The 22,056-nt window shown below is 69.1% G+C and carries 20 protein-coding genes; 13 read left to right on the top strand and 7 right to left on the bottom strand.

The window, feature by feature from the left end; genetic code table 11:
• Nucleotides 1–73: 73 nt before the first annotated feature.
• From OXN85_15145 to OXN85_15160, 4 genes are read right to left on the bottom strand one after another with little or no spacing between them, the layout of a single operon-like run.
• Nucleotides 74–1,603, bottom strand: coding sequence for a solute:sodium symporter family transporter (locus OXN85_15145; GenBank protein MCY3601301.1), 1,530 nt, complete (start codon nucleotides 1,601–1,603; stop codon nucleotides 74–76).
• Between the two features lie 7 nt (nucleotides 1,604–1,610).
• Nucleotides 1,611–1,811 (bottom strand): hypothetical protein, encoded by a 201-nt coding sequence (locus tag OXN85_15150; protein ID MCY3601302.1) that lies wholly within the window; start codon nucleotides 1,809–1,811, stop codon nucleotides 1,611–1,613.
• Between the two features lie 14 nt (nucleotides 1,812–1,825).
• Nucleotides 1,826–2,107 (bottom strand): OsmC family protein, encoded by a 282-nt coding sequence (locus OXN85_15155; protein ID MCY3601303.1) that lies wholly within the window; start codon nucleotides 2,105–2,107, stop codon nucleotides 1,826–1,828.
• Nucleotides 2,108–2,296 carry a hypothetical protein gene (locus OXN85_15160; protein MCY3601304.1) on the bottom strand — a complete coding sequence of 63 codons (189 nt, stop codon included), beginning with the start codon at nucleotides 2,294–2,296 and terminating at the stop codon, nucleotides 2,108–2,110.
• 96 nt (nucleotides 2,297–2,392) lie between these two features.
• Between OXN85_15160 and OXN85_15165 the strand changes: the two genes are divergently transcribed.
• Both OXN85_15165 and OXN85_15170 read left to right on the top strand, forming a co-directional pair.
• Nucleotides 2,393–4,210: a DUF885 domain-containing protein gene (locus OXN85_15165; protein ID MCY3601305.1), complete on the top strand. Its 1,818-nt coding sequence runs from the start codon at nucleotides 2,393–2,395 to the stop codon at nucleotides 4,208–4,210.
• A gap of 74 nt (nucleotides 4,211–4,284) precedes the next feature.
• A complete protein-coding gene (locus OXN85_15170; protein MCY3601306.1) occupies nucleotides 4,285–5,349 on the top strand; it encodes a pilus assembly PilX N-terminal domain-containing protein in 1,065 nt (354 codons plus the stop codon).
• A gap of 20 nt (nucleotides 5,350–5,369) precedes the next feature.
• Here the strand turns inward: OXN85_15170 and OXN85_15175 are convergent, their stop codons facing one another.
• Nucleotides 5,370–6,167, bottom strand: a complete 798-nt coding sequence (locus tag OXN85_15175) for an alpha/beta fold hydrolase (GenBank protein ID MCY3601307.1) — start codon at nucleotides 6,165–6,167, stop codon at nucleotides 5,370–5,372.
• Between the two features lie 71 nt (nucleotides 6,168–6,238).
• Between OXN85_15175 and OXN85_15180 the strand changes: the two genes are divergently transcribed.
• The 6 genes from OXN85_15180 to OXN85_15205 all read left to right on the top strand — a co-directional run bounded on the left by OXN85_15180 (nucleotide 6,239) and on the right by OXN85_15205 (nucleotide 16,393).
• A complete protein-coding gene (locus tag OXN85_15180; GenBank protein MCY3601308.1) occupies nucleotides 6,239–7,198 on the top strand; it encodes an alpha/beta hydrolase in 960 nt (319 codons plus the stop codon).
• Between the two features lie 48 nt (nucleotides 7,199–7,246).
• Nucleotides 7,247–9,646, top strand: a complete 2,400-nt coding sequence (locus OXN85_15185; GenBank protein MCY3601309.1) for a choice-of-anchor B family protein — start codon at nucleotides 7,247–7,249, stop codon at nucleotides 9,644–9,646.
• Complete coding sequence (locus OXN85_15190; GenBank protein MCY3601310.1) at nucleotides 9,646–10,755, top strand: YncE family protein; 1,110 nt, start codon at nucleotides 9,646–9,648, stop codon at nucleotides 10,753–10,755. Before OXN85_15185 ends, OXN85_15190 begins: the two co-directional genes overlap by 1 nt.
• Before the next feature lie 22 nt (nucleotides 10,756–10,777).
• Nucleotides 10,778–12,685, top strand: coding sequence for a VCBS repeat-containing protein (locus OXN85_15195; protein ID MCY3601311.1), 1,908 nt, complete (start codon nucleotides 10,778–10,780; stop codon nucleotides 12,683–12,685).
• A gap of 22 nt (nucleotides 12,686–12,707) precedes the next feature.
• Nucleotides 12,708–15,176, top strand: coding sequence for a choice-of-anchor B family protein (locus OXN85_15200; protein MCY3601312.1), 2,469 nt, complete (start codon nucleotides 12,708–12,710; stop codon nucleotides 15,174–15,176).
• Between the two features lie 176 nt (nucleotides 15,177–15,352).
• Nucleotides 15,353–16,393 carry a PQQ-dependent sugar dehydrogenase gene (locus OXN85_15205; GenBank protein ID MCY3601313.1) on the top strand — a complete coding sequence of 347 codons (1,041 nt, stop codon included), beginning with the start codon at nucleotides 15,353–15,355 and terminating at the stop codon, nucleotides 16,391–16,393.
• Nucleotides 16,394–16,457: 64 nt separating this feature from the next.
• On the opposite strand, the gene OXN85_15210 is transcribed toward OXN85_15205, so the two are convergent.
• On the bottom strand, nucleotides 16,458–17,258 hold the full coding sequence (locus tag OXN85_15210) for a hypothetical protein (GenBank protein ID MCY3601314.1): 801 nt from the start codon (nucleotides 17,256–17,258) through the stop codon (nucleotides 16,458–16,460).
• A 101-nt stretch (nucleotides 17,259–17,359) separates the two neighbouring features.
• Nucleotides 17,360–18,163 carry a PhzF family phenazine biosynthesis protein gene (locus OXN85_15215; GenBank protein MCY3601315.1) on the bottom strand — a complete coding sequence of 268 codons (804 nt, stop codon included), beginning with the start codon at nucleotides 18,161–18,163 and terminating at the stop codon, nucleotides 17,360–17,362.
• Between the two features lie 211 nt (nucleotides 18,164–18,374).
• Between OXN85_15215 and OXN85_15220 the strand changes: the two genes are divergently transcribed.
• From OXN85_15220 to OXN85_15240, 5 genes are read left to right on the top strand one after another with little or no spacing between them, the layout of a single operon-like run.
• A complete protein-coding gene (locus OXN85_15220; GenBank protein ID MCY3601316.1) occupies nucleotides 18,375–18,851 on the top strand; it encodes an EVE domain-containing protein in 477 nt (158 codons plus the stop codon).
• A gap of 18 nt (nucleotides 18,852–18,869) precedes the next feature.
• The gene (locus tag OXN85_15225; GenBank protein MCY3601317.1) at nucleotides 18,870–19,418 is read left to right on the top strand and encodes a LemA family protein; all 549 of its coding nucleotides are present in this window, start codon (nucleotides 18,870–18,872) and stop codon (nucleotides 19,416–19,418) included.
• Complete coding sequence (locus OXN85_15230) at nucleotides 19,415–21,187, top strand: DUF2207 domain-containing protein (GenBank protein MCY3601318.1); 1,773 nt, start codon at nucleotides 19,415–19,417, stop codon at nucleotides 21,185–21,187. The genes OXN85_15225 and OXN85_15230 overlap by 4 nt, the downstream gene beginning before the upstream one ends.
• 1 nt (nucleotide 21,188) lies before the next feature.
• A complete protein-coding gene (locus OXN85_15235) occupies nucleotides 21,189–21,671 on the top strand; it encodes a redoxin domain-containing protein (protein ID MCY3601319.1) in 483 nt (160 codons plus the stop codon).
• 35 nt (nucleotides 21,672–21,706) lie between these two features.
• Nucleotides 21,707–22,051 (top strand): 4a-hydroxytetrahydrobiopterin dehydratase, encoded by a 345-nt coding sequence (locus tag OXN85_15240; protein MCY3601320.1) that lies wholly within the window; start codon nucleotides 21,707–21,709, stop codon nucleotides 22,049–22,051.
• Nucleotides 22,052–22,056: the final 5 nt, after the last annotated feature.

Consider the following 22,056-nt stretch of genomic DNA (forward strand, 5'->3'; position numbering starts at 1 on the left):
ACGATAAGGAGTATTACGTCGTGCACGATGCACCGTCAATTCCGACCGCGCGGTGGGGTGACGCTCGTGCGGGTTACCAGAAGACGATGTAGAGGACGGCGGCTCCCGCGATCACGCCGCCGGCCCAGAGTCCCGCGCGGGGGGCGGGCGTCAGGTCCACGCCGTCCGCGGCGCGCGGAAGCCGGCGCGGGGCATCGAGCGGGCGCGCGCGCGTCACGAGGACGATGTACGCGCTGATCGCCAGGAAGGTGATCGCCATGTGGTGGAGGAACGCGACCTCCGGCAGCAGCCACAGGAGGAGGCCGTAGACGGGGATCCCGAGCACCATCCCGCCGAAGGCGGCGGCCGGTGGCGTGCGCGGCGCGAAGATGCCGAACAGGAACGCGGCCACGATCCCCGGCGAGATGAACCCCCAGAACATCTGGATGTACTCGAACACGCTCGGCGCCCGGGCCACGACCGGCGCCCACAGGCACGCCACCACCACGAGCACACCCGTCGTCACCCGTCCCACCACCATCAGCCGGCGCGAGGACGCTCCGGGTCGCAGGTGCCGCTTGTAGAGGTCGACGCTGAAGATCGTCGCCGCCGAGTTCAGCATCGAGTCGAGCGAACTCATCACCGCCCCGAACAGCGCCGCGAACATGATCCCCGTCAGCCCCGCCGGGAGGAGTTCCCGCATCATCACCGGGTAGGCCTGGTCCGGGTTCGTCACCTGATCGGCGAACAGCTCCGCCGCCATGATCCCCGGAAAGATGATGATGAACGGGATGAACAGCTTGATGAAGCCGGCCAGGAAGAGCCCCCGCTGCCCGTCCGCCAGACTGCGCGCCGCCAGCGTGCGCTGCGTGATGAACTGGTTCAGTCCCCAGTAGAAGATGTTGGGGATCCACAGTCCGCCGATGAAGACGGCCAGCCACGGCATCTCCGGGTGGTTGAAGGGCAGGACCGTGTGGAGCTTGCCGTCCGCCGCCTCGAGGAAGGGACCGATGCCGCCCATGGCCCGGAACCCCAGTACGGTGACGAGCACGCCGCCGAGGAGGAGCGCCACCCCCTGGAGGAGGTCGGACCACACGACCGCCTTGAGTCCGCCGTAGATGGTGTACCCGCCCGCGAGCACGCCGATGAGCCAGATACCCGTCCCCGTGTCGAGGCCGAAGATCGACTCCAGGGCGAGCGCGCCCGAGTACAGCACCGTCGCCAGCGCCACAAGTACGTACGCCGCGAGGATGAAGCCCGCCATCAGGGTGCGCGTGCGCACGTCGTAGCGGAATTCGAGGTACTCGGGGATGGTGTAGATCCCCGCCGCGAGGAAGCGCGGGAGGAAGAAGAGTCCGACGAGGACGAGGGTGACGGCCGCCATCCACTCGTAGCTCGCGATCGCGAGGCCGATGTCGTAGCCCCGCCCGGCCATCCCCACGAAGTGCTCCGTCGAGATGTTCGACGCGATGAGCGAGAAGCCGATCAGCCACCACGGCAGATTGCGCCCGGCAAGAAAGTACCCCGCCGCGTCGCGCCGCCCCCGCGAGGCATACAGCGACACGCCCACGACCAGCACCAAGAACCCCGCGAACGCCGCAACGTCCAGCGGCCGAAAGTTCACACTTGTCTCACGTCATCGCGTCGCGGAGGGTCTGCCTCGCTTCTTCGTGCCGACTCGCGGGCACGCGGAGGACTTTCGCGGCCGCCGTCGGGCCCCAGGAAACCGGCGCGAACTCCCCTTCGACCCGGAAGGGGATGTCGCCGGCTTCGAGGGCGAGCCTCGCCGCGAGGAACTCGCTCTCGTCCCATGCTTCGAATACGCGGACCATGTCGTCGCTCCGCGTCATGAAGCGGCCGGCGTCTCTTCGATGTCGGCGGTCCAGGTCACCTCGATCGCGCCCTCGAGCGAGCGGGCGGTGGGGCACTTCGCGCGGTGGCTGGCGAGGGCGCGCTCCACCGTCTCCCGGGCTTCGGCGGGGATGCGGAGCCGGTAGTGGACGATGATTTCCTCCAGCGTCGGCATGCGGTCGCGGAGGCGGTTGATCCCCTCCACTTCGGCGACGATGTCCTCGGGGGCCAGGCGGATGCCGCGCACTTCCAGTGCGCCGTTGAGCGTGCCCAGCATTCAGGCTCCCGTCGCGGCCACCTGGTAATCGACCGGAAGCGGCAGGTCCTTCGCGTCGATCCGGTAGTGGGACTTGATGGGACCGTGGACTCCGAAGTCGATCTCGGTCCCCTCTTCGAGGCGGGCCCGGCGATGCACGCCCTTGACCTTCTCGAGACGCGCGCGGGCGGTGTAGAACGGTTCGGACATGACGTGCTCTCCTTTGCGGGACCTGCTTGCCTGCCGCATTTTCGGGCGGCGAGATTCGGGCGTGACGCGCAAACGAAACGATCGAGAGCGGCCACAATGACGTCAACCCGCGACGGGAGACGGCTTACGGGCGGAGCGGCGGGCCGGATCGTGGCCGCGATCCTCATGGCGGGCGGGATCGCGGCCTGCGAGGGGGGATCGGCCGAAACGGCGGACACGGCCCCGCCCAGCGATCTGTCGGCGCTCAGCGACCGCTTCTGGGACGCCTACCTCTCCTGGAACCCGCTGCAGGCGACCTACCTGGGAGAACACCGCCTCAGCGACCGCGTTCGCGATATCTCGCCGTCGGGCCGCAACAATCGGCGCCGCGAGGTTCGTGCCCTCATGGATGCCCTCGCGGCCATCGACCGTCCGTCGCTGCCGCCCGAGGATCGGCTGACATTCCTCGCGCTCGACCATCAGCTTTCGGCGGAAGTCGCCGAGCAGACGTGCGCCCTCGAGGTGTGGGTGGTGGACCACCGCGAGGGGTTCCAGCTCGACTTCCTCAACATCGTAGGCGCCCAGCCCCTCGAGACGCCGGTGGACGGCGAGCGCATGATCCGGCGCTGGAACGCGTTCGCCGACTATATCGACGACTACATCGCGAACCTGCGCACCGGCCTCGAAACGGGGCGGGTCGCGGCGCGCGCGTCGGTGAACCGGACGATCGTGCAGCTCGACGCGCTCCTCGAACGTCCCGTGGAGGAATGGCCGATCTACGCCCCGGCGGGGACGCGGCTCGATGCGTGGCCCGAGGGGACGCGCCACGACTTCCGGGCCGGCATCCGCGAGGCCGCCTCCGAACGCATCCAGCCGGCCTACGCGAGACTGCGGGACTTTCTGCGCGACGAACTCTATCCGCACTCGCGCACGGGCGCGGCGGTCGGACTCTCCAGCCTGCCGGGCGGCAGCGCCTGCTACGAGGCGATGATCCGCACCTTCACGACCCTCGAACTGACCCCGGCCGAGATCCACGCCCAGGGTCTGGCGGAGCTGGAGAGGGTCCACGACGAGTTGCGGACGCTGGGGCAGGAAGTCCTCGGCGCCTCCGACCTGAAGGAGGTTCAGCAGCGGCTGCGGTCCGACCCCGAGATGTTCTTCCGCTGGCCGGGGGAGATCGTGCAGATGGCCGAGGAGGCGTACGCGCGGGCGGCCCTCGTCATGCCCGCCTGGTTCGGCACGACGCCGCGGACGGAGATGGTGATCCGTCCGATCCCGCTGTACGAGGCGCCGCAGAGTCAGCTCGCCTACTACCGCGAGCCGGCGCCGGACGGATCGCGCCCTGGGACGTACTACGTGAACACCTACCGGCCCGAGATCCGGCCCCGGTACCAGGCCGACGTCCTGAGCTTTCACGAGGCGATTCCGGGGCACCACCTCCAGACGACGATCGCCCAGGAGGTCGAGGGTCTGCCCGAGTTCCGCAAGCACCTCGGCTCGGTTGCCTTCATCGAGGGGTGGGCGCTGTACGCGGAGCGGCTGGCCGACGAAATGGGCCTTTACCTGGACGGTCTGAGCCGCATCGGCCTCGCCTCCTACGATGCCTGGCGGGCGAGCCGGCTCGTCGTCGACACCGGCATTCACGCCTTCGGCTGGACGCGGGAGGAGGCGATCGACTTCGTGCGCGAGAACACGCTGCTCGCCGAAGTGAACATCGAGAACGAGGTAGACCGCTACATCACCTCGCCCGCCCAGGCGCTCACCTACAAGCTGGGGCAGCTCGAGATCTCGCGGCTGCGCTCGAAGGCGGAGGCCAGGCTCGGGGAGGCGTTCTCCATCGCGGAGTTCCACGACCGGGTGCTGGAGAACGGCGCGCTGAGCCTTCCCGCACTCAGCGTCGCGATCGAGAGCTGGCTCGCGGAGACCACCAGCTAGCAGTCCGTGGCGGCGGGGGGGGGGTGCCGCCGGCGCGTTGAGGGGGCGTTGATCCGGCGAGGCACGTTCACGTCATGCGCTCTCTTGGCAGGATTCCACCCGTTCGGGCCCTCGTGCCCCCGGAAGCGGAGCCTCGCGGCTTCGCCCTGCCATCGGCCATGCTCACCCTGCTGCTCGTTTCGCTCATGGCGGCCGGCGGCTTTTTCGTCACCTGGATCGACGGACAGTCCGCTCGGGCCTTCGCGCGTTCCACGGAGGCCTTCTATGTGGCCGAGAGCGGGCTCGCGACGGCGCTCGCGCTCGCCGAGATGCCGAACCCCTCCGTGCCTCCCGTCACGCTGGGCGCGGGAACCGCGACGGTCTCCTTCGAGCATCTCCTCGAACTGCGGCCCGGGGAGGCCGTGTACCGCGTCGAGTCGCTGGGACGCGTCGTCTACGGCGACGCAACCTTCGAGCGGTCGGTGGGGCAGCTCCTCTGGGTGGCCGGACCGCCGCGGGTGCCCGGGGCGCTCGTCCTCATGGGGAGCACGGGCGCCGTACCCCCGAAGGGGACGATCACGGGGCTCGACGCGTTCGGGAGCGCCTGTCCGCAACAGCCCTCGCCGGTGGCGGGCGTCGCGTACTGGGGCGGACCGCCGCCGGCGCCCGATTCGTTGCTCACGATTTCGGGATCCCCCGCGGATCGCCGGATGTCGGCGGATGTGTCCGTTACAGCGGAAACGGGGATCCGATGGACGGAGCTGCTCGCTTCCTGGAGCCCGCGTCCCGACGCGGTCGTGCCGTCCGATCCGTGGCCGTCTCCGGGAGCCGATTCGTCCTATACGCGGATTTCGGGATCGGGGACGCTCGGTGCGGGCTCCAGCGGGCGTGGCGCCCTCGTGGTGGAAGGCGACCTGACGCTCGACGACGGCTTCGCCTGGCGGGGGCTCATCCTCGTGGGCGGCGCCCTGCTCCTGAACGGGGACATTTCGGTCCACGGGAGCGTGGCCAGCGGGCTCGCGGGTGGCGCGGGGGTGGCGGCCGACTTCGGCGGCCACCGCATCGATCTGCGCTTCAGCGCCTGCGCCGTCGCGACCGCCGCGGAGCGACTCACCGCCCCGGCGGCGGCAATCCCCGGCACATGGTACGAAGTCTGGTAGTCCCGGCAGGCGGCGGCTCGTCAGAGGTTTTCGGCGACGAGGTCCGGGAGTCCGTCGGGATTGTCCACGTGCAGCCAGTGGCCGCCGGCGAGTTCGTGGAGATGTACGCGGCCGTTCAGCGTCGCCTCTCGGAATCGCGCGCGATCGTCCGCCGAGAGGATGTCCGACTGCGCGGCCCGTACGGCATGGATTTCCGATGGCGGGACGGGCGTCTCGATGACGTCCCAGAGGTCGCGCCTGAAGTAGTCGGCCAGCAGTTCTTCGGCCGCGTCCGGGTCGAGGCGCCACCGGTAGCCGGCGTCAACGAAGACGAGGTTTGTCGCCAGCCAGTGCGCGACGGATGGGGCGAACCCCTCGGCCTCCACCGCGGATACCGCGTCACGTCTCTTCGAGAAGGGCCCCGAGTGCCGCCGAATCACGTCCAGCAGCCGGGCGGCTCCGCCCCCTGGCGAGCGGCGGGAGGGCGAGGCGTCGATCACCCATGCCTGGCTCGGCGTCGCGGCCGCCGCCACCATCAGCGCTACCTTGCCGCCGAAGGAGTGCCCCAGGATCGCGTCCACGGGCCGCTCGAGCGACTCCGAGAGTTCGAGTACGTCGTGCGCGCACGCGGCAAGCGTGTGCGGCGGCTCGAAGCGCGGGGAGTGCCCGTGCAGCCGCAGGTCCACGAGCACGGCTCCCCACTCGGGACGCCGGGCGACGAGCCGGCGGGCGAATGAAGCCCAGTTGCGGCCGGTGCCGTAGATGCCGTGCAGCACGTAGAGCCAGCGCCGGGAACCCGCCTCCGAGACGGTGTACTGATGCAGGAATGGTCGAGACACGGAACGAAAGGTAACGGATCTTGAACGATCTGTCGGCGTTCGAGCCGGCGCGGGGGCTGGGAAATCCTCACGTGCAAACCGTGGTGGGACGGGTCGTGCGCCGGCGCTTCGAGCCGCAGTACGAACGGGTTCGGCTCGACACGGACGATGGAGACTTCATCGACCTCGACGTATGGAGGGGACCGGAAACCCCCTCGGGTCTGACCCTCCTCCTCCACGGGCTCGAGGGCAGCGCGCGCTCGGGCTACATGGTGACGACGAGCGAGGCGTTGGCGGCGGCCGGCATCCAGGCCGTCGCGCTCAACTTCCGTTCGTGCAGCGGAGAGCCGAACCGTCTGCCGGACGCCTACCACTCGGGTCGGACGGACGACATTGAGCGCGCGCTGGACTGGATGGCGGCGCGTTACCCGGGTCTCCCGCGGACCGCAGTGGGGTTCTCCCTGGGCGGGAACGCGCTCCTCAACCTGCTCGGACGGGAGGGTGGCGGCCGGAGTCTCGTCGCCGCCGCCGCCGTATCGGTCCCGTACGACCTCTCATCCAGCGCCGATGCCCTGCAGCGCGGCATGGGACGCGTGTACGGCAGGCGTTTTCTCCGCAGCCTGCGCGAAAAAGCCCGTGAAAAGGCCCTGAGATTCCCGGGCGTGGTGGCCCCCGAGGCGGCGAGGGCGCGCACGATTCGCGAGTTCGATGACCGGCTCACGGCGCCGATCCACGGCTTCCGCGACGCCGCCGACTACTACTGGCGCTGCAGCGCGAAGCGCTTCGTGGACCCCGTGAACCTTCCCATGCTCCTCATCCACGCGCGCGACGACCCGCTCGCCCCGGGGAGTTCGGTGCCCGTCGAGACGATCCGGCAACGTCCGAATCTCTCCCTGGCGCTGACGGAGCGGGGAGGACATCTCGGGTTCGTCGGCCGGGGACGCGGCATGGGGCGGGCCGACGCGCGAACGGGCTGGCTGGAAGAGACCGTTGCCCGCTACATCTCGCGGGCCATGCATCGGACAACGCATCCGGATTCCGGCGTGTTTTAGATGGTTTGTACGACTATTGTCCGCAGCCTTCAGGATGGGAGTTATTTCATGCGCGGATTTTCACGAGTCGCGGCCCTGGCGGCCGCCTTCGCCTGCCTGGCCACGCCGGTCGCGGGACAGGGTTTCGGCCGCAGCCTCCCGGTCGCGGTCTCCTCCGGCCAGGTTCTCATCGCCGAGAGCGGCGGCCCGACTTCCACGGGAGCCGTCTACGTCTACGAACGGGGACCGGATGGATGGGCCGTCTCCGCGGAAGTCGCGCCCTATGCGGCGGCGGAGGGCGGCCGGTTCGGGATTTCGCTCGCCGTCGACGGCGACCGCATGCTCGTCGGATCGCCCGGCGCGGCCCACGTGTTCGAGCGGAGCGACGGAGTTTGGGAGGAGGTCGCGACGCTGAGGCCGGCCGACCTGCCGGAGGGCAACGCGTTCGGCGCCGGCGGAACGATCGCGGGCGACATCGCGCTGGTGTCGGCGCCGGGTCGGGCGAGCCGCCAGGGGGCCGGTGCCGCCGGCCGCGTCTACTTCTTCGAGTGGGACGGCTCCGCCTGGAATGAAGCCGGGTCCGTCGAATCCCCCGAGGCGGCCCCGGGAGACGGCTTCGGCGCGGCCATCATCACGGATGGCCGGGTGGCGGCGATCGGCGCTCCGGGGACCGCAGTGGGTAACGTGAACCGCGCCGGCGCGGTCTTTTTCTTCACGCGCGCCGACGACGGCTTGTGGACGGCGGCGCCGGAACCGCTCACGGCCGCGGAAGCCGGCGAAAACGGAGCCTTTGGGAGCGTCCTGTACGGCGAGGACACCGACGACGGTTTCCGGCTCGTGGTCGGAGCTCCGGGGGCCGGGGGCGTGGGCGTCGCCTACACCTTCACGCCCGAGGGCGATGCCTGGAGGCCCGAAGGCCGGCTCTATCCGCCGGTCGTAGCCGGGGGCGGCCGATTCTTCGGCGGGAACTTCGCCAACGCCTTTGCGGCCGTGGACGGAGAGATCTGGATCGGCGGATCCGGCTCCGGCGCGGGGCGCGAGGGACGCGTGCTTCGCTACTCGACCGATCCCGAAGGCGGGGTCGAGCTCGCGGGCGCCGTTTCCGCCTCGAACCGGACCGCGGGCGACGGCTTCGGCGGCAGCATTGCCGCGCAGGGTGACATCGCGGTCGTCGCCGCGGGCCGCAAGGACTACGGGATGGGGACCGCCTACATCTTCGAGCGGCGCGGCGACGAGTGGGTCGAAACCGCCGAGGTGTGGAGCGACGCGACGAACTACGCGGCGATCAACGGCCACGAGGTGGGCTGCGAGGAAGGGGTGTCGGCCGACTTCGACTGCAGCGAGGTGAACATCCTCTCCTTCATGCCGGTGCAGTCGCTCGGGGCGAGCCGCGGCGTCCGCGTCAACGACGTGTGGGGCTGGACCGATCCGCAGACCGGGCGCGAGTACGCCCTCGTGGGGCTCACCGACCAGGCTTCCTTCGTCGACATCACCGACTCGCAGAACCCGCGCTACGTCGGGCGCCTTCCCATGACGGAGGGCGCGCGCGGCAGCGTGTGGCGCGACATCAAGGTCTTCAGGGATCACGCCTTCATCGTTTCCGATGGGGCGGGAGATCACGGGATGCAGGTGTTCGACCTCACCCGGCTGCGCGATGTGGGGAGCGAGCCGGTCACATTCGAGGTGGATGCCCACTACGACGGGATCGCCTCCGCGCACAACATCGTGATCAACGAGGCGACGGGGTTCGCCTACAGCGTGGGATCGAGCGGAGGGGGCGAGACGTGCGGCGGCGGCCTCCACATGATCGACATCAACGAGCCCACGGAGCCGAGTTTCGTCGGCTGCTTCGGTCACGAAGGCACCGGGCGTCGCGGCACGGGGTACTCGCACGACGCGCTCTGCCTGATCTATGACGGCCCGGACCGCGAGCACGCCGGCAAGGAGATCTGCTTCGGCTCCAACGAGACCGACGTCTCGATCGCGGACGTCACCGACAAGGAGAACCCGATCCCGCTGTCGACCGCCACGTACGCCAACGTCGCCTACGCGCACCAGGGCTGGGTGACGGAGGATCACCGTTTCTTCTACCTGGGAGACGAACTCGACGAACTGAGAACGCAGTTCTCGGGTACGCGCACGATGATCTTCGACATCACGGACCTCGACGACCCCGTCCTCGTCAAGGAGCACTTCGGGGAGTCCACGGCGAGCGACCACAACATGTACGTGCTCGGCGACCTGCTCTATCAGTCGAACTACAACAGCGGACTGCGGATCCTCAACGTGAGCGACCCCCAGAATCCGACCGAGGTCGGCTTCCTCGACACCGTGCCGTACGCCGAGGGGCCGTCGATGGGCGGCTCGTGGAGCAACTATCCGTACTTCGCGAGCGGGACGATCATCGTCACGAGCGGGAACGAGGGCCTGTTCATGGTGAAGTACCAGAAGCCGGAACTCGTGCCGTAATGGAGAGAATCGCGAGCGTCGTGCGGTCCGGCCTCCTCGCCCTGGGGATAGCCGGGTTCGTGGCGGTTCGGGCCGCTTCGGCGGGGGGCGTGTCCGCTCCCTCCGCCGAGGGTCCGTTCCTCTACGTGGCGAACCAGGAGGCGGCGGCGGTGACCGTCATCGACCTCGAGACCCACGAAGTCGTCGAGGTGATCGACCTCGAGGCCATGGGGTACGGGGCGAACGCGAAGCCGCACCACGTCGCGGTCGAGCCGGACGGGTCGTTTTGGTACGTGTCGCTCATCGCGGCCAACCGGGTGCTCAAGTTCGACCGTGACAATGAACTCGTCGCGTCCGTCGACTTCGAGCGGCCCGGCCTCCTCGCGCTCCACCCCTCGGAGCCCTGGCTCTTCGTCGGGCGGTCGATGGCCGCGGTGAACCCGCCCCAGCGCATCGGCCGCATCGACCGGATGTCGATGGAGGTCGAGGAGTACGACGTCTTCATCCCGCGGCCGCACGCGCTGCTGGCGAGCCCTGACGGCGGGTGGGTCTACGCGGGCAGCCTGGGAGAGAACTCCGTCGTCACGGTCGAAGCGGAGAGCGGCCAGGCCGAGTTGCTCAGACTTCCCGGCTCCGGGGCGATGCCCCATGTCCTCGTGCAATACGCGATCTCCCCGGATGGCGAGACGCTCGTTGCGACGGCGGAGATGACGGCCAAGCTCCTCGTCTTCGATGTCACGGAGCCGGTGGCGCCGAAGCTCGTGGGGGAGCTGGACGTGGGCGCGCGGCCGTGGCACCCGAGCTGGTCGGCGGACGGGCGATGGATCTGGTTCGGCAACCTGGGCGCGAACGAGGTCACTCTCGTCGACACCTCCGACTGGTCCGTTGCCGCCGTGATCCGGGGCGAGGGCCTCGCCGAACCGCACGGCAGCGTGCTCTCGCCGGACGGCTCCCGACTCTACGTGGCGAACCGGAACGAGACCGGCTCCTACGCGTCGTCGGACCGGATGGGATACGACGCACCCGGCGGTACGGTCGTCGTCATCGACACGTCGACTCGCGAGATCATCGACGTCATCGAGACACCGCCCTACGCGTCGGGCATCGGTCTCGCCTCCAGCCCGCGCTGAGGGCCTCGCAGACGTGAGCCGAATGGCCGGACCCCGGAGCCTGCGGGCCGCGCCGCGAGCGCTGGCCGCGGCGCTCCTCGCGGCGGGATGCGCGTCGGGCAGCGCCGGTCCGGGGGAGTTGGCGCCAGAGCGCGCGGCCGGCGGCGAACCCGGATTCGTCCGCGCCGTCACCCCCTTTCCGGTGTTCGACGAATCCGGCAACGCGTACGAAATCCCCTTCCTCGGCGGCTTCAACGTGCCCCGTCCGCAGTGGGTGGACATCGACGGCGACGGCGACCTCGACCTCTTCGTGCAGGAGACGACGAACCGGCTGCTGTTCTTCGAGCGCGAGGATACGCCGGACGGACGGCGCCACACCTGGCGGCCGGAGGCGTACTCGGACCTCGAGGTCGGAGAGTGGTTCCGGTTCGTGGATGTCGACGCGGACGGAGACCGGGACCTCCTCGCGGAATCTCCCTTCAGCTACATGAAGCTCTACCGGAACACCGGTACGGCGGGGGGAGCCGTATTCGAACTCATCGCGGACACGCTCCGCGACACGCGCGGGGAGGCGATCTTCTCGGATCGCCAGAACATCCCCAACGCGGCGGACATCGACTGCGACGGCCGCCTCGACCTCTTCATCGGCCGCCTCGTGGGGACGGTGACGCGCTACGAGGCGACGGGTGCGATCGGCGCCAACGCTTCACCCTTCCGGCACATCACGGACCGCTTCGAGGACATCGAGATCGTCGCCGACCCGGCCGCGGCCGGGGGCGTGCCGCCCTTCGACGGCCCGGACGCGGGCGGCCCCACCCTGCACGGGGCGAACACGATGGCGCTCGCCGACTATGACGCGGATGGCGATACGGACATGTTCTGGGGCGATTTCTTCGAGGCCGGACTTCTCCTGATCGAGAACGCCGGATCGTGCGAGGCTCCGAACCTCCGCGTGGAGCCGCGTCCCTTCCCCCTCGACGACCCGATCCGGACGAGCGGCTACAACGCTCCGACCTTCGGCGACTACGACGGCGACGGCGACCTCGACCTGCTCATGGGCGTGCTCGGCGGCGCGTACAACGCGAACACGACGACCGCCGACAACCTCATGCTCTTCTCGCAGGAGTCCGACGGCGGCTTCGAGCTGCGGACGCGGCGCTTCATCTCGCAGATCGATGTGGGCAGCGAGAGCGTGGCCTCCCTCGTGGATCTCGACGGCGACGGCGACCTCGACCTCCTGCTCGGCAACAAGATCGACCCCGGGGACCTGTCGAACTCGCGCGTCTTCCTGTTCGAGAACGAGGGGAGCGCGACGGAGCCGGTCTTCCGCCGGACGGGTGAGTTCGACCTGCCGGGCGCCTACCACAACGCGCCGGCCTTCGGCGACCTGGACGCGGACGGCGACCTCGATCTGCTGCTCGGCACCTGGCGCGACGAGATCCGCTACGTGCGGAACGAGGGGTCGGCCATGGAACCGCGCCTCACACTGGTGGACTCGGCGTTCGTCGAGATCACGCGCGGGAGCAACGCGACGCCCGCGCTCGGCGACCTCGACGGGGATGGAGACCTCGATCTCATGATCGGGGAGTCCTCGGGGGCGCTGAACTACTACGCGAACGTCGGCTCCGCTTCGGAACCGCGCTTCGAATTCGTGAGCGATGAGTACGGGGAGATCGACATCGGCCGGCGGAGCTTCCCCAAGCTCCTCGACCACGACGGCGACGGCGACCTCGACCTCATCGTCGGCACCGAGTCGGACGGAATCCGCTACTTCCGAAACGATGGGAGTCCCGCGGCCCCGAACTTCGTCGAGGCCGACGGCGGGTTCCCCTCCGCCGAGGACCTGCCGCTGTTCACGACGCCGGAGTTCGGGGATCTGGACGGTGACGGCGATCTCGACCTCGTCGTCGGCGCCGCCGGAGGGGGCCTCTACTACTTCGAACGACGTTGAATCCCGTGAAAGGATGTACCTGATGAATAGAACGCGCACGTTTTGCGCCGCGGCCGTCTGCAGCCTGCTCCTGCCGGGGGCGGCGGAAGCCCAGGAATTCGGCGGCACAGTGGTGCTCCACGAGGGAACGATTATCGTCAGCGAAGCGATCGACCCGGCTGCGAATCCGCAGGACCCATCGTCGGCCGCGCCCCGCACCCTCTACGTGTACGAGCGGGCGGGCGGGGGCTGGGAGCGCACGGGCACGCTGCACGCGCCGGAACACGGCGGCGCGGACTACTTCGGCCGCTTCGTGCTCGCGGACGGCGACCGGCTGCTGGTCGGCGCCACGGCACTCGACCCCGACGGGGACGGCCAGAGCGACGGCAGCGTCCTGATCTTCCGGCGCGACGGCGACGGGTGGGAATTCGAGCGCTACCTGCGGCCGGAGAGTGTCCCCCCCGGCGTGTCCTTCGGCCGTTTCGCCTCGATCGGTGGCAACCTACTTGTCGTCACCGCGCTGGGTTATCAGGAGACCGGCGGGGCCTGGGTCTTCACGCGCGGCGAGGATGGCGAGTGGATCGAGGACGGGATCCTGACCTCCGCCGACCCGGATCCGCAGCAGGAGTTCTTCGGTTGGGGCGCCCACACCGATGGCGAGCGCGTGATCGTGGGTGCCTTTGCCGGGCCGCAGCTGCCCGGGGCGGCGTACGTGTTCGGCCGGAGTTCCGAGGGTGACTGGGTGCAGGAGGGACGGCTCGGCCACGAGGGCGACGAGAGGCAGCCGGGAGCGGCGCTCGTGGCGAATCGCGCCGCGGTCCTCTCGGTCGGCATCAACGGCTCCCATGCCCTTCTCGGACTGCCGGGCGCCTACGACGGGGCGGGGACGGTCCTCAACTACGTGCGCCGCCCGTCCGGCGATTGGGTGCGGCAGGGATCGCTGTCGGCCTTCCACCGCCAGCCCGGCGACTACTTCGGGGCAACCATCGCGGCGCATGATGACGAACTCTGGATCGCGGCTCCGGGCGCGGGACGCTTCGGCGCGATCTACGCCTTCTCCCCGGATGCCGCGGCCGCGGATTTCGGCTCGTCGACCCGCATCGGCGCGGGCCCCGGAACGGATGCGGGCGACGGCTTCGGCCTCTCGATCTCCGCCTCCGGCGACATGGCGGTCATGGGGCAACCGTGGGACGATGCGTCGCTCGGTTCCGCCGTCGTGTTCGAGAACCGGGATGGCACGTGGGCCGAGACGGCGAAGCTCTTCATCCCGGAGGAACGGCGCCCCTTGACGGCGCTCTCCGAGGTCGACTGCAGCGACGACGGCGTGGCGGACCAGTTCACCTGCGATCAGGTGGACGTGGTCTCGTTCCTGCCACTCGACGCGATCGGGGGCACCGACCGCGGCATCGAGACGAACGACGTGTGGGGGTGGACGGATCCGCAGACAGGCCGCGAGTACGCGGTCGTCGGCCGCACGGACGGCACCGCGTTCATCGACATCTCCGACCCCGCGGCGCCCGTCTACCTCGGCAACCTGCCGAAGACGCCCGGCTCGCTGACCCAATCGTGGCGCGACATCAAGGTCTACGCGGATCACGCGTTCGTCGTGGCGGACAACGCGGGCGAGCACGGGATGCAGGTGTTCGACCTCACGCGGCTCCGGGATGCCGGCGGGAGCCCGGTCGAGTTCGATCCCGACACGGTGTACGAGGGAATCGCGAGCGCCCACAACGTGGTCATCAACGAGGAGACCGCGACCGCGTACGCCGTGGGTTCGAGCGGCGGCGGCGAGACGTGCGGCGGTGGGCTCCACATGATCGACATCAGCGATCCGAAGGCGCCGAGTTTTCTGGGGTGCCACGCCGAAGCCGGCACGGGCCGCGGAGGGACGGGGTACACGCACGACGCGCAGTGTGTGAACTACCGCGGCCCGGACGCCGAGCACGCGGGGAAGGAAATCTGTTTCAAGGCCAACGAGACGCACGTCGTGATCGCGGACGTCACGGACCGGGACAACCCCGTCACGCTCTCGACCGCCGATTACCCGGCCGCCACCTACACGCACCAGGGTTGGCTCACGGAGGACCACCGCTATTTCTACCAGAACGACGAACTCGACGAGATGTCTTCGGTGGGCCAGGCGCAGCAGACCGGCACGGAGCCCGACATGGAGGCGAGCCGCACGCTCATCTGGGACGTCTCGGATCTGGACGATCCGATCCTCGTCAAGGAACACTTCGGGGAGACGTTCACGATCGACCACAACCTGTACATCGTGGGCGACCTCATGTACCAATCGAACTACGTGAGCGGGCTGCGCGTGCTCGACATCAGCGACCGCGAGAACCCGCGCGAGGTCGGCTTCTTCGATACGGTGCCGTGGGACGAGTCCGTCACCTTCGACGGCTCGTGGTCCAACTACCCGTTCTTCGCCAGCGGAACGATCGTCGTGTCGAGCGGCAAGGAGGGCGTGTTCTTCCTCCGGTACCGTCGCCCGGAACTGGTGCCCTGAGACGCTCGGGACACCCGTCCGCGGCGGCCGGCGGGCCGCTGGCGGCGCGGGCGCTCGCGCTCCTGGCAGGGGTGGCGAGCTGGGGATGCTCGGATGGCACGGGCCCTTCCCCGGCTCCGCCCCCGCCGCCCGCGCCGCCGGAGCCCGTCGCCTTCGAGCTGGCGGCGAACGAGGTGTTGACCGGGCTCTCCCAGCCGGTTTTCCTCGCCGCTCCACCGGGCGACGCGAGGCTCTTCGTCGTGGAGCAGACGGGCCGCATCCGCATCGCGAGCGCGGACGGACAACTCCTCGGCGACCCCTTCCTCGACCTCTCTGGCCGCGTGGGAACGGCGCCCGAGGGCGGCCTCCTGACGATGGCCTTCCACCCGCGGTACGCGGACAACGGACAGGTCTTCGTCTACTACACCGACCCGGGGGACGACACGGTGGTCGAGCGTTACACCATCTCGGGGGACCCCGACCGCCTCGACCCGGGTTCGGCGAAGCGGATCCTCGCGCTCACGCAGCGCCGCCAGAACCACAACGGCGGAATGCTGCAGTTCGGGCCCGACGGGATGCTGTACATCTTCCTCGGCGACGAGGGCGGGGCCGGCGATCCGTTCGGCAACGGGCAGAATCCGGAGACGCTGCACGGTTCGATCCTCCGCCTCGACGTGGACGGAGGCGACCCGTACGCGATCCCGGACGACAACCCCTTCGCTGGAGAGGAGGGCGGGCGGGGCGAGATCTGGGCCATCGGCGTCCGGAACCCGTGGCGCTCGACCTTCGACTTCACGGGGGACGTCCTCTACGTGGCGGACGTGGGCCAGAACGAACGCGAGGAGATCAACGCCGTGCCGGCCGGAGAGGCGGGCGTGAACTACGGCTGGAGCACGATGGAAGGGTCCGCCTGCTACCAGAGTTCCGGGTGCGACATGTCGGGTCTCACGCTGCCCGTCGTCGAGTACATCCACGACGGCAACGTCTGCTCGGTGACCGGAGGATACGTCTACCGCGGCTCACAGCTCCCCGAGATCGCGGGGCACTACTTCTACTCGGATTTCTGCACCGGCTTCCTGCGAAGCTTCCGGTTCGACGGCGGACAGGCGACGGACGAGCGACGCTGGAACGTGGGAAGTCTCGGGGCGGTGTCGTCCTTCGGCGTCGACGGCGCCGGGGAACTCTACGTCGTGAACCTCACCGGCTCCGTCTCCCGCCTGGAGCGCCGCCAGCCGTAGCGGCCCGAGGCCGGGCCGAAGTGGCCGCCGTCGGCCGACGGCGGCGGCCGACGGCTCGGCACGCTCACACTCTGAACGTCACCCCCACCTGGAAGAGCAGGAAGTCGACGTCGGAGGCAATGGGGGAGAACGAACTCCCGCCGAAGCCGTCCTCGACGATGCTCCCGGGCACGAGATACTCCGTGCGGCCGTGCCTCCGGTACTGGGCTTCGAGCTTCAACACGATCGGCTTGGCGGACCGGCGGACCGGGATCGCGAGCCCGCCGCCGACGCCGTACGCCGCCCGCACGTCGTCGAAGTTCACCGTCGTTCCCTGATAGGGCGAGTCGCGATAGAGCGTGTGGTAGAGATCCCAACCGGGCTCGACCGAGCTGACCGTGAAGAAGTAGCCGAGCCCCACGAAGCCGTTCACGAAGGGCTGGACGGGGCCGTACGGAAGCCGGATCTCGGGGCCGAATCCCAGGTAGCCGATGTTGTTCTGCGTAACGATGTCGGTCAGGACCCGGTCGGTCGCAGCGAATACGGGGACGCCAAGCGTCTCCGACCCGTATTCGACGAAGCCGGCTTCGAACCGGACCCGGAAGGCGGGGGAGTCCTGGAAGCCGAGCAGGGCCGTGAGCGCTCCCCCGAAACCGTCGTTGACGAACGAACGGAACTGCCCCCGCGGCGCCATCAGGGACAAGGTACCGCCCAGATCCCACTGCGTGCCGCTTCCGCCCGAAGCGGGTGCCCGGGGGGGTTGGCCGGGGATCTGTCCGCCAGGCACCTGCGCCGCGACGTCCGCGGGCGCCAGCGTCACCAGCGTCACCAGCACGGCGAGTCCGGCCCCGAGCATGCCGGGGCTCCGCATCCGCGTACGCATCATCTGTCCCGCTCCTTCCCGCGTCTCCAGGGCGTCCGGTCGGTCGCCCGGCCCCGCGCTCGGTGTCTCTCGTCGTCCCGTAGACGGCCGCACTCCGCAAACCGTCACAGCGCAATCTCGCCCGTCAGGTAAAGCGCCGCTCGGCCGGCGATCGTCACGCGGTCCCCGAGGTGGCGACAGATGAGGGTACCGCCGCGGGCGCTGATCTGGCGCGCCTCGAGCGGCGCCTCGCCGCGACCGAGCCGCTCGGCCCAGTAGGGCGCCAGCGTGCAGTGCGCGGAGCCGGTGACCGGATCCTCCGGCACGCCGACGCTCGGCGCAAAGAAGCGGGACACGAAATCCGCGCTCACTCCGGGCGCGCTCACGATGATCCCGAGCCGATCCAGCCCGCGCAGCCGGGTGAAATCCGGCTTCAGCTTCCGGACGTCGTCCTCGGCCTCGAGGAGGACGAGATAGTCCCGCTCCGAGGCCAGAACCTCCGCGGGCTCCGCGCCCAGCCCCTCCACCAGGGCGCGAGGGGCCTCGCGCGACACCGCCGGACGCGCCGGGAAATCCATCACGAACAGGTCCCCGTCGCCCCGCTCCACGACGAGCTCGCCGCTTCTCGTCTCGAAGCGTACGCTCTCGCGGCCCGGCGCCAACCTCTCGAGAATGACCCAGGCGGAGGCCAGCGTCGCGTGTCCGCACAGGTCGACCTCCGAAACGGGCGTGAACCAGCGGAGCCTGAACCCTCCCTCGTCTCTCTCGTCGTCGCGAACGAAGAACGCGGTCTCGGAGAGGTTGTTCTCCGCCGCGATCTTCTGCAGGACGTCGTCTTCGAGCCACGCATCGAGCGGACAAACAGCCGCCGGATTGCCCTCGAAGGGCCGGTCCGAGAAGGCGTCGAGCTGATACAGCGGGATCTTCATGCTTTCTCCGTGCGACGTGAAGCTCTCTGGGCGGCTGCGCGCCCGTTCCGGTTCAGGCAAACTAGCGTCGTGTCCCGGAATGACGCGAGCGACCGAGAGTGCCGCGGGCACGGGGTTCACCGTGCGCGGCCGCGCCGGTAGATTCGCCCATCCGCGCGGAACGCCCGCGCGCCAGCGGGATGCGGGGAAACACGAGCAAGGAAGGCGTGAAATGCCGGTCGAAATCACCGGATACTGGCTGGCCAAGACCGAGCCTCACGTGTATTCGATCGACGACCTCGCCCGGGATGGCGAGACGGAATGGGACGGCGTGCGCAACTACCAGGTCCGGAACTTCATGCGCGACCGGATGAATCCGGGCGAGAAGATCCTCATCTATCATTCCAACACCAAGGTACTTGGCGTCTACGGCGTGGCGGAAGTCGCGGGTCCGGCGCACCCGGACTCCTCGCAGTTCGACCCCGACAGCGGCTACTTCGACCCGAAATCGAGCCGGGAGAATCCCCGCTGGTGGTGTCCCGATTTCCGCTACGTGGAGACCTTCGGAACGCCGGTGACGCGGCAGATGATGAAAGAAACGGCCGGCCTCGAGGCTATCAATGTCATGAAACGCGGCATGCGACTCTCGGTCATGCCGGTGACGGAGGAGGAGTTCGAGATCATCCTCCGCCTTGGACGTGGAGAATAGGGGGAGGAGAGGCAGCTCATGCTGTGGTTTCTGGTCAGCTTCGCGGCGGTCGCCTTCATCATGATCGGGATGTACAACAGTCTCGTGCGGCTGCGCGTGCGCGTGAACGGCGCCTGGGCCGACATCGACGTCCAGCTCAAGCGCCGCTGGGACCTCATCCCCAACCTCATGGAGACGGTGGAGGCATCCGCGGGCCACGAACGCGAGACGCTCGAGGCCGTGGTCGCGGCGAGGAACCGGGCCATGGGCGCCCGGGGGCCCGCCGAGGCGGGTACAGCGGAGGGTGCGCTCGCAGGGGCGCTCGGGAGGCTTTTCGCGCTCTCGGAGGCCTACCCCCAACTGCGGGGAGTCGAGGCGTTCACGGACTTTCAACGCTCCCTCGATGAGATCGAGGAGGCGGTGCAGAACGCGCGACGCTACTACAACGCCGTCGTCCGGGACTACAACACGAAGGTGCAGGTCTTCCCGACGAACCTGCTCGCCGGGCCGTTCGGCCACACCCGCCGGGAGTTCTTCTCGCTGGACGACGAGCGGCAGCGCGAGGGGCCGCGGGTGGCGTTCTCGTGAAGCTCCGGCGTCCGCGACGCGCCGCGGAGGCGGCGGCCCGAGCCGCCATGCTGGCAGGCGCCACGGCCGGCGTCCTCTGTCTCTTCCTCTCCCCGGCGGCCGCGCAGGAGCGCTCCTGGCGCATCGAGGAGTTCCACGCCGACATCCGGGTGCTGGACAGCGGGGCCATCGAGGTGACCGAGACGATCCGCCCCCGGTTCGATGGGAGCTACAACGGAATCTACCGGACGATTCGCGTCGAGGACCGGATCAACGGGTTCCGCTACAAGCTGCGCCTTTCGGTGGAGGCGGTGACGGACGCGGACGGGAATCCGCTGCGCTACGAGTCCAAGCGCGATGGCGACTACGTGAACACGAAGATCTGGGTACCCGGCGCGGTCGACACCGTGCGCACGGTCCGACTCTCCTACGGCGTGACGAACGGGCTCCGCTTCTTCGAGTCCGATGAAGGCGAAGACGGCATCGTCGAGGCGTACGACGAGCTGTACTGGAACGTGACGGGGACCGCATGGCCGGTCCCGATCGAGACGGCGAGCGCGACCGTTAGCCTTCCGCCGGCGGTCGCGGGTGTGCGCGCCCACGCCTTCACGGGAGGGTACGGCGCGACGGGCCGGGACGCGACGGTCGAGGTCACCGGTACGCGGGTCGCCGTGCGCACCGACCGGCCGCTCGGCTTCCGCGAGGGCCTGACGATCGGGGTCGGATGGAATGCCGGCGTCGTGTTGCGGCCCACGGCGATCGACCGCGCCGGCATGTACCTGTCCGACAACTGGCCGCTCTTCCTGCCCTTCTTCGTCCTCGCCTTCATGTACCGGCGCTGGAACGAGCGGGGGCGCGATCCCGAAATCGGGTCGATCGAGCCGCGCTACGAGCCGCCCGGCAATCTGTCGCCCGCCGAGGTCGGCGTCATCGTCGACAACCGGGCGGACCTGCGCGACATCACGGCGACGCTGATCGACCTCGCGGTGCGGGGGCACCTGACGATCGAGGAAGGCGAGGAGAAGGACTACAACTTCGAGCGGCGCGACAACCCTGGCGACCGCCTCGCCCCGCACGAAAGCGCGCTCCTGCAGGCGGTGTTCGGGGGGCGGAGGACCCGCCGGCTCTCGGACCTCAAGGACCGCTTCTACAAGGACCTCCCGGAACTGAAGTCGAAGTTGCTGGCGACGCTCATCGAGCACGGCGTGTACACGGAGTCTCCGACTATCGTCGCCGGCAAGTACGTGGGGCTGGGGTTCCTGGTCGGCATCGTGATCTTCTTCGGCGGGCTGCTCGCCCAGGCCGTGCTCCCGCTGGCGATGGGGGCCGTGCTGGGGGCGGCCATCGCCTCAGCATTCGTCATCATGGTTTTCGGACTCTTCATGCCGGCGCGCACGAAGAGGGGGACGGAGCTGCTGCGGCAGGTGAAGGGGTTCGAGGAATTCCTCACGCGGGTCGAATCCGACCGCTACAGGCGGAAGATCTCGGGTCCCGAGATGTTCGAGAAGTGTCTTCCGTACGCCATGGCGCTGGGCGTCACGGCGCAGTGGGCGCGGGCCTTCCGGGACCTGTATCGCGAACCCCCGGACTGGTATCATGGGCACGCTCTTTCGACGTTCAACGCTCACATCCTGGTCTCGAACCTGAACAGCATGTCCGCGGAGACGCACAGCGTGATGCAGTCCGCGCCGCGCAGCGCCCAGGGATCGAGCTTCTCGGGCGGCGGGATCCCGGGGGGCGGCGGCTTCTCGGGCGGCGGCTTCGGCGGAGGTGGAGGAGGCGCATTCTGACATGACTTCCAGCACGAAGATATCCGTCGGCGACCGCGTGGAGCCGTTCACGCTGCCCTACGAAGCCGGAGGAACGATCGATCTCGGGGACCACATCGGCCGCGACCGGATCGTACTCCTCTTCTTCCCCCTCGCCTTCACCTCGGTCTGCACGGCGGAGATGTGCCGGCTCCGCGACGAGTGGAACGCCTACGCGTCGCTCGACGCCGCCGTGTTCGCAATCTCCGTCGACAGCCCGTTCGTCACCTCCCGTTTTCGGGCCGAGGAGAAGATCCCCTTCCCCATCCTCTCCGATTTCAACCGCACGGTTTCGCGTGACTGGGGCGTGCTGTACGAGGAGTTTCACGGGTTCCGGGGCGTCGCCAAGCGGTCGGCGTTCGTGATCGGAACGGACGGCCGGGTGGCGTACAGGTGGGTGTCGGAGGACGCGGGCGTAGAGCCGGACTATGAGGAACTCCTGCAGGCGGTTGCCGACGCGCCCTGAGGACAGAGACGAACCGCAGCCACGGAGATGATCCGATGTCGATACCGCTCGCGCAGCAGCAGTGCATCCCCTGTCGAGGCGGCGTTCCACCGCTGGAGGGAGCGGCCCTGGACGCGCTCGCGGAGGAACTCGGGGCCGAGTGGCGGGTGGTGGACGGCCACCACCTCGAGAAGGAGTACCGCTTCCCCGACTTCGTGACGGCGCTCGACTTCGTGAATCGCGTGGGCGGGATGGCGGAGGAGCAGAACCATCACCCGGACCTGTTCCTCGCCTGGGGACGGGTCGTCGTTCGGATCTGGACGCACAAGATCGACGGGCTCACGGAGAGTGACTTCGTGTTCGCGGCGAAGGCGGAAACGCTGCACCGACCGCGGGCGTGAACCAC

The sequence above is a fragment of the Candidatus Palauibacter australiensis genome (genome assembly GCA_026705295.1).
Taxonomy (GTDB): Bacteria; Gemmatimonadota; Gemmatimonadetes; order Palauibacterales; family Palauibacteraceae; genus Palauibacter; species Palauibacter australiensis.

Excerpts from the sequence above, each read along its gene's own strand:
- OXN85_15150 (MCY3601302.1), bottom strand. The coding sequence starts at position 1,811 with ATGGTCCGCGTATTCGAAGCATGGGACGAGAGCGAGTTCCTCGCGGCG.
- OXN85_15155 (MCY3601303.1), bottom strand. The coding sequence starts at position 2,107 with ATGCTGGGCACGCTCAACGGCGCACTGGAAGTGCGCGGCATCCGCCTG.
- OXN85_15160 (MCY3601304.1), bottom strand. The coding sequence starts at position 2,296 with ATGTCCGAACCGTTCTACACCGCCCGCGCGCGTCTCGAGAAGGTCAAG.
- OXN85_15165 (MCY3601305.1), top strand. The coding sequence starts at position 2,393 with ATGACGTCAACCCGCGACGGGAGACGGCTTACGGGCGGAGCGGCGGGC.
- OXN85_15170 (MCY3601306.1), top strand. The coding sequence starts at position 4,285 with ATGCGCTCTCTTGGCAGGATTCCACCCGTTCGGGCCCTCGTGCCCCCG.
- OXN85_15185 (MCY3601309.1), top strand. The coding sequence starts at position 7,247 with ATGCGCGGATTTTCACGAGTCGCGGCCCTGGCGGCCGCCTTCGCCTGC.
- OXN85_15190 (MCY3601310.1), top strand. The coding sequence starts at position 9,646 with ATGGAGAGAATCGCGAGCGTCGTGCGGTCCGGCCTCCTCGCCCTGGGG.
- OXN85_15195 (MCY3601311.1), top strand. The coding sequence starts at position 10,778 with ATGGCCGGACCCCGGAGCCTGCGGGCCGCGCCGCGAGCGCTGGCCGCG.
- OXN85_15200 (MCY3601312.1), top strand. The coding sequence starts at position 12,708 with ATGAATAGAACGCGCACGTTTTGCGCCGCGGCCGTCTGCAGCCTGCTC.
- OXN85_15210 (MCY3601314.1), bottom strand. The coding sequence starts at position 17,258 with ATGATGCGTACGCGGATGCGGAGCCCCGGCATGCTCGGGGCCGGACTC.
- OXN85_15215 (MCY3601315.1), bottom strand. The coding sequence starts at position 18,163 with ATGAAGATCCCGCTGTATCAGCTCGACGCCTTCTCGGACCGGCCCTTC.
- OXN85_15220 (MCY3601316.1), top strand. The coding sequence starts at position 18,375 with ATGCCGGTCGAAATCACCGGATACTGGCTGGCCAAGACCGAGCCTCAC.
- OXN85_15225 (MCY3601317.1), top strand. The coding sequence starts at position 18,870 with ATGCTGTGGTTTCTGGTCAGCTTCGCGGCGGTCGCCTTCATCATGATC.
- OXN85_15235 (MCY3601319.1), top strand. The coding sequence starts at position 21,189 with ATGACTTCCAGCACGAAGATATCCGTCGGCGACCGCGTGGAGCCGTTC.
- OXN85_15240 (MCY3601320.1), top strand. The coding sequence starts at position 21,707 with ATGTCGATACCGCTCGCGCAGCAGCAGTGCATCCCCTGTCGAGGCGGC.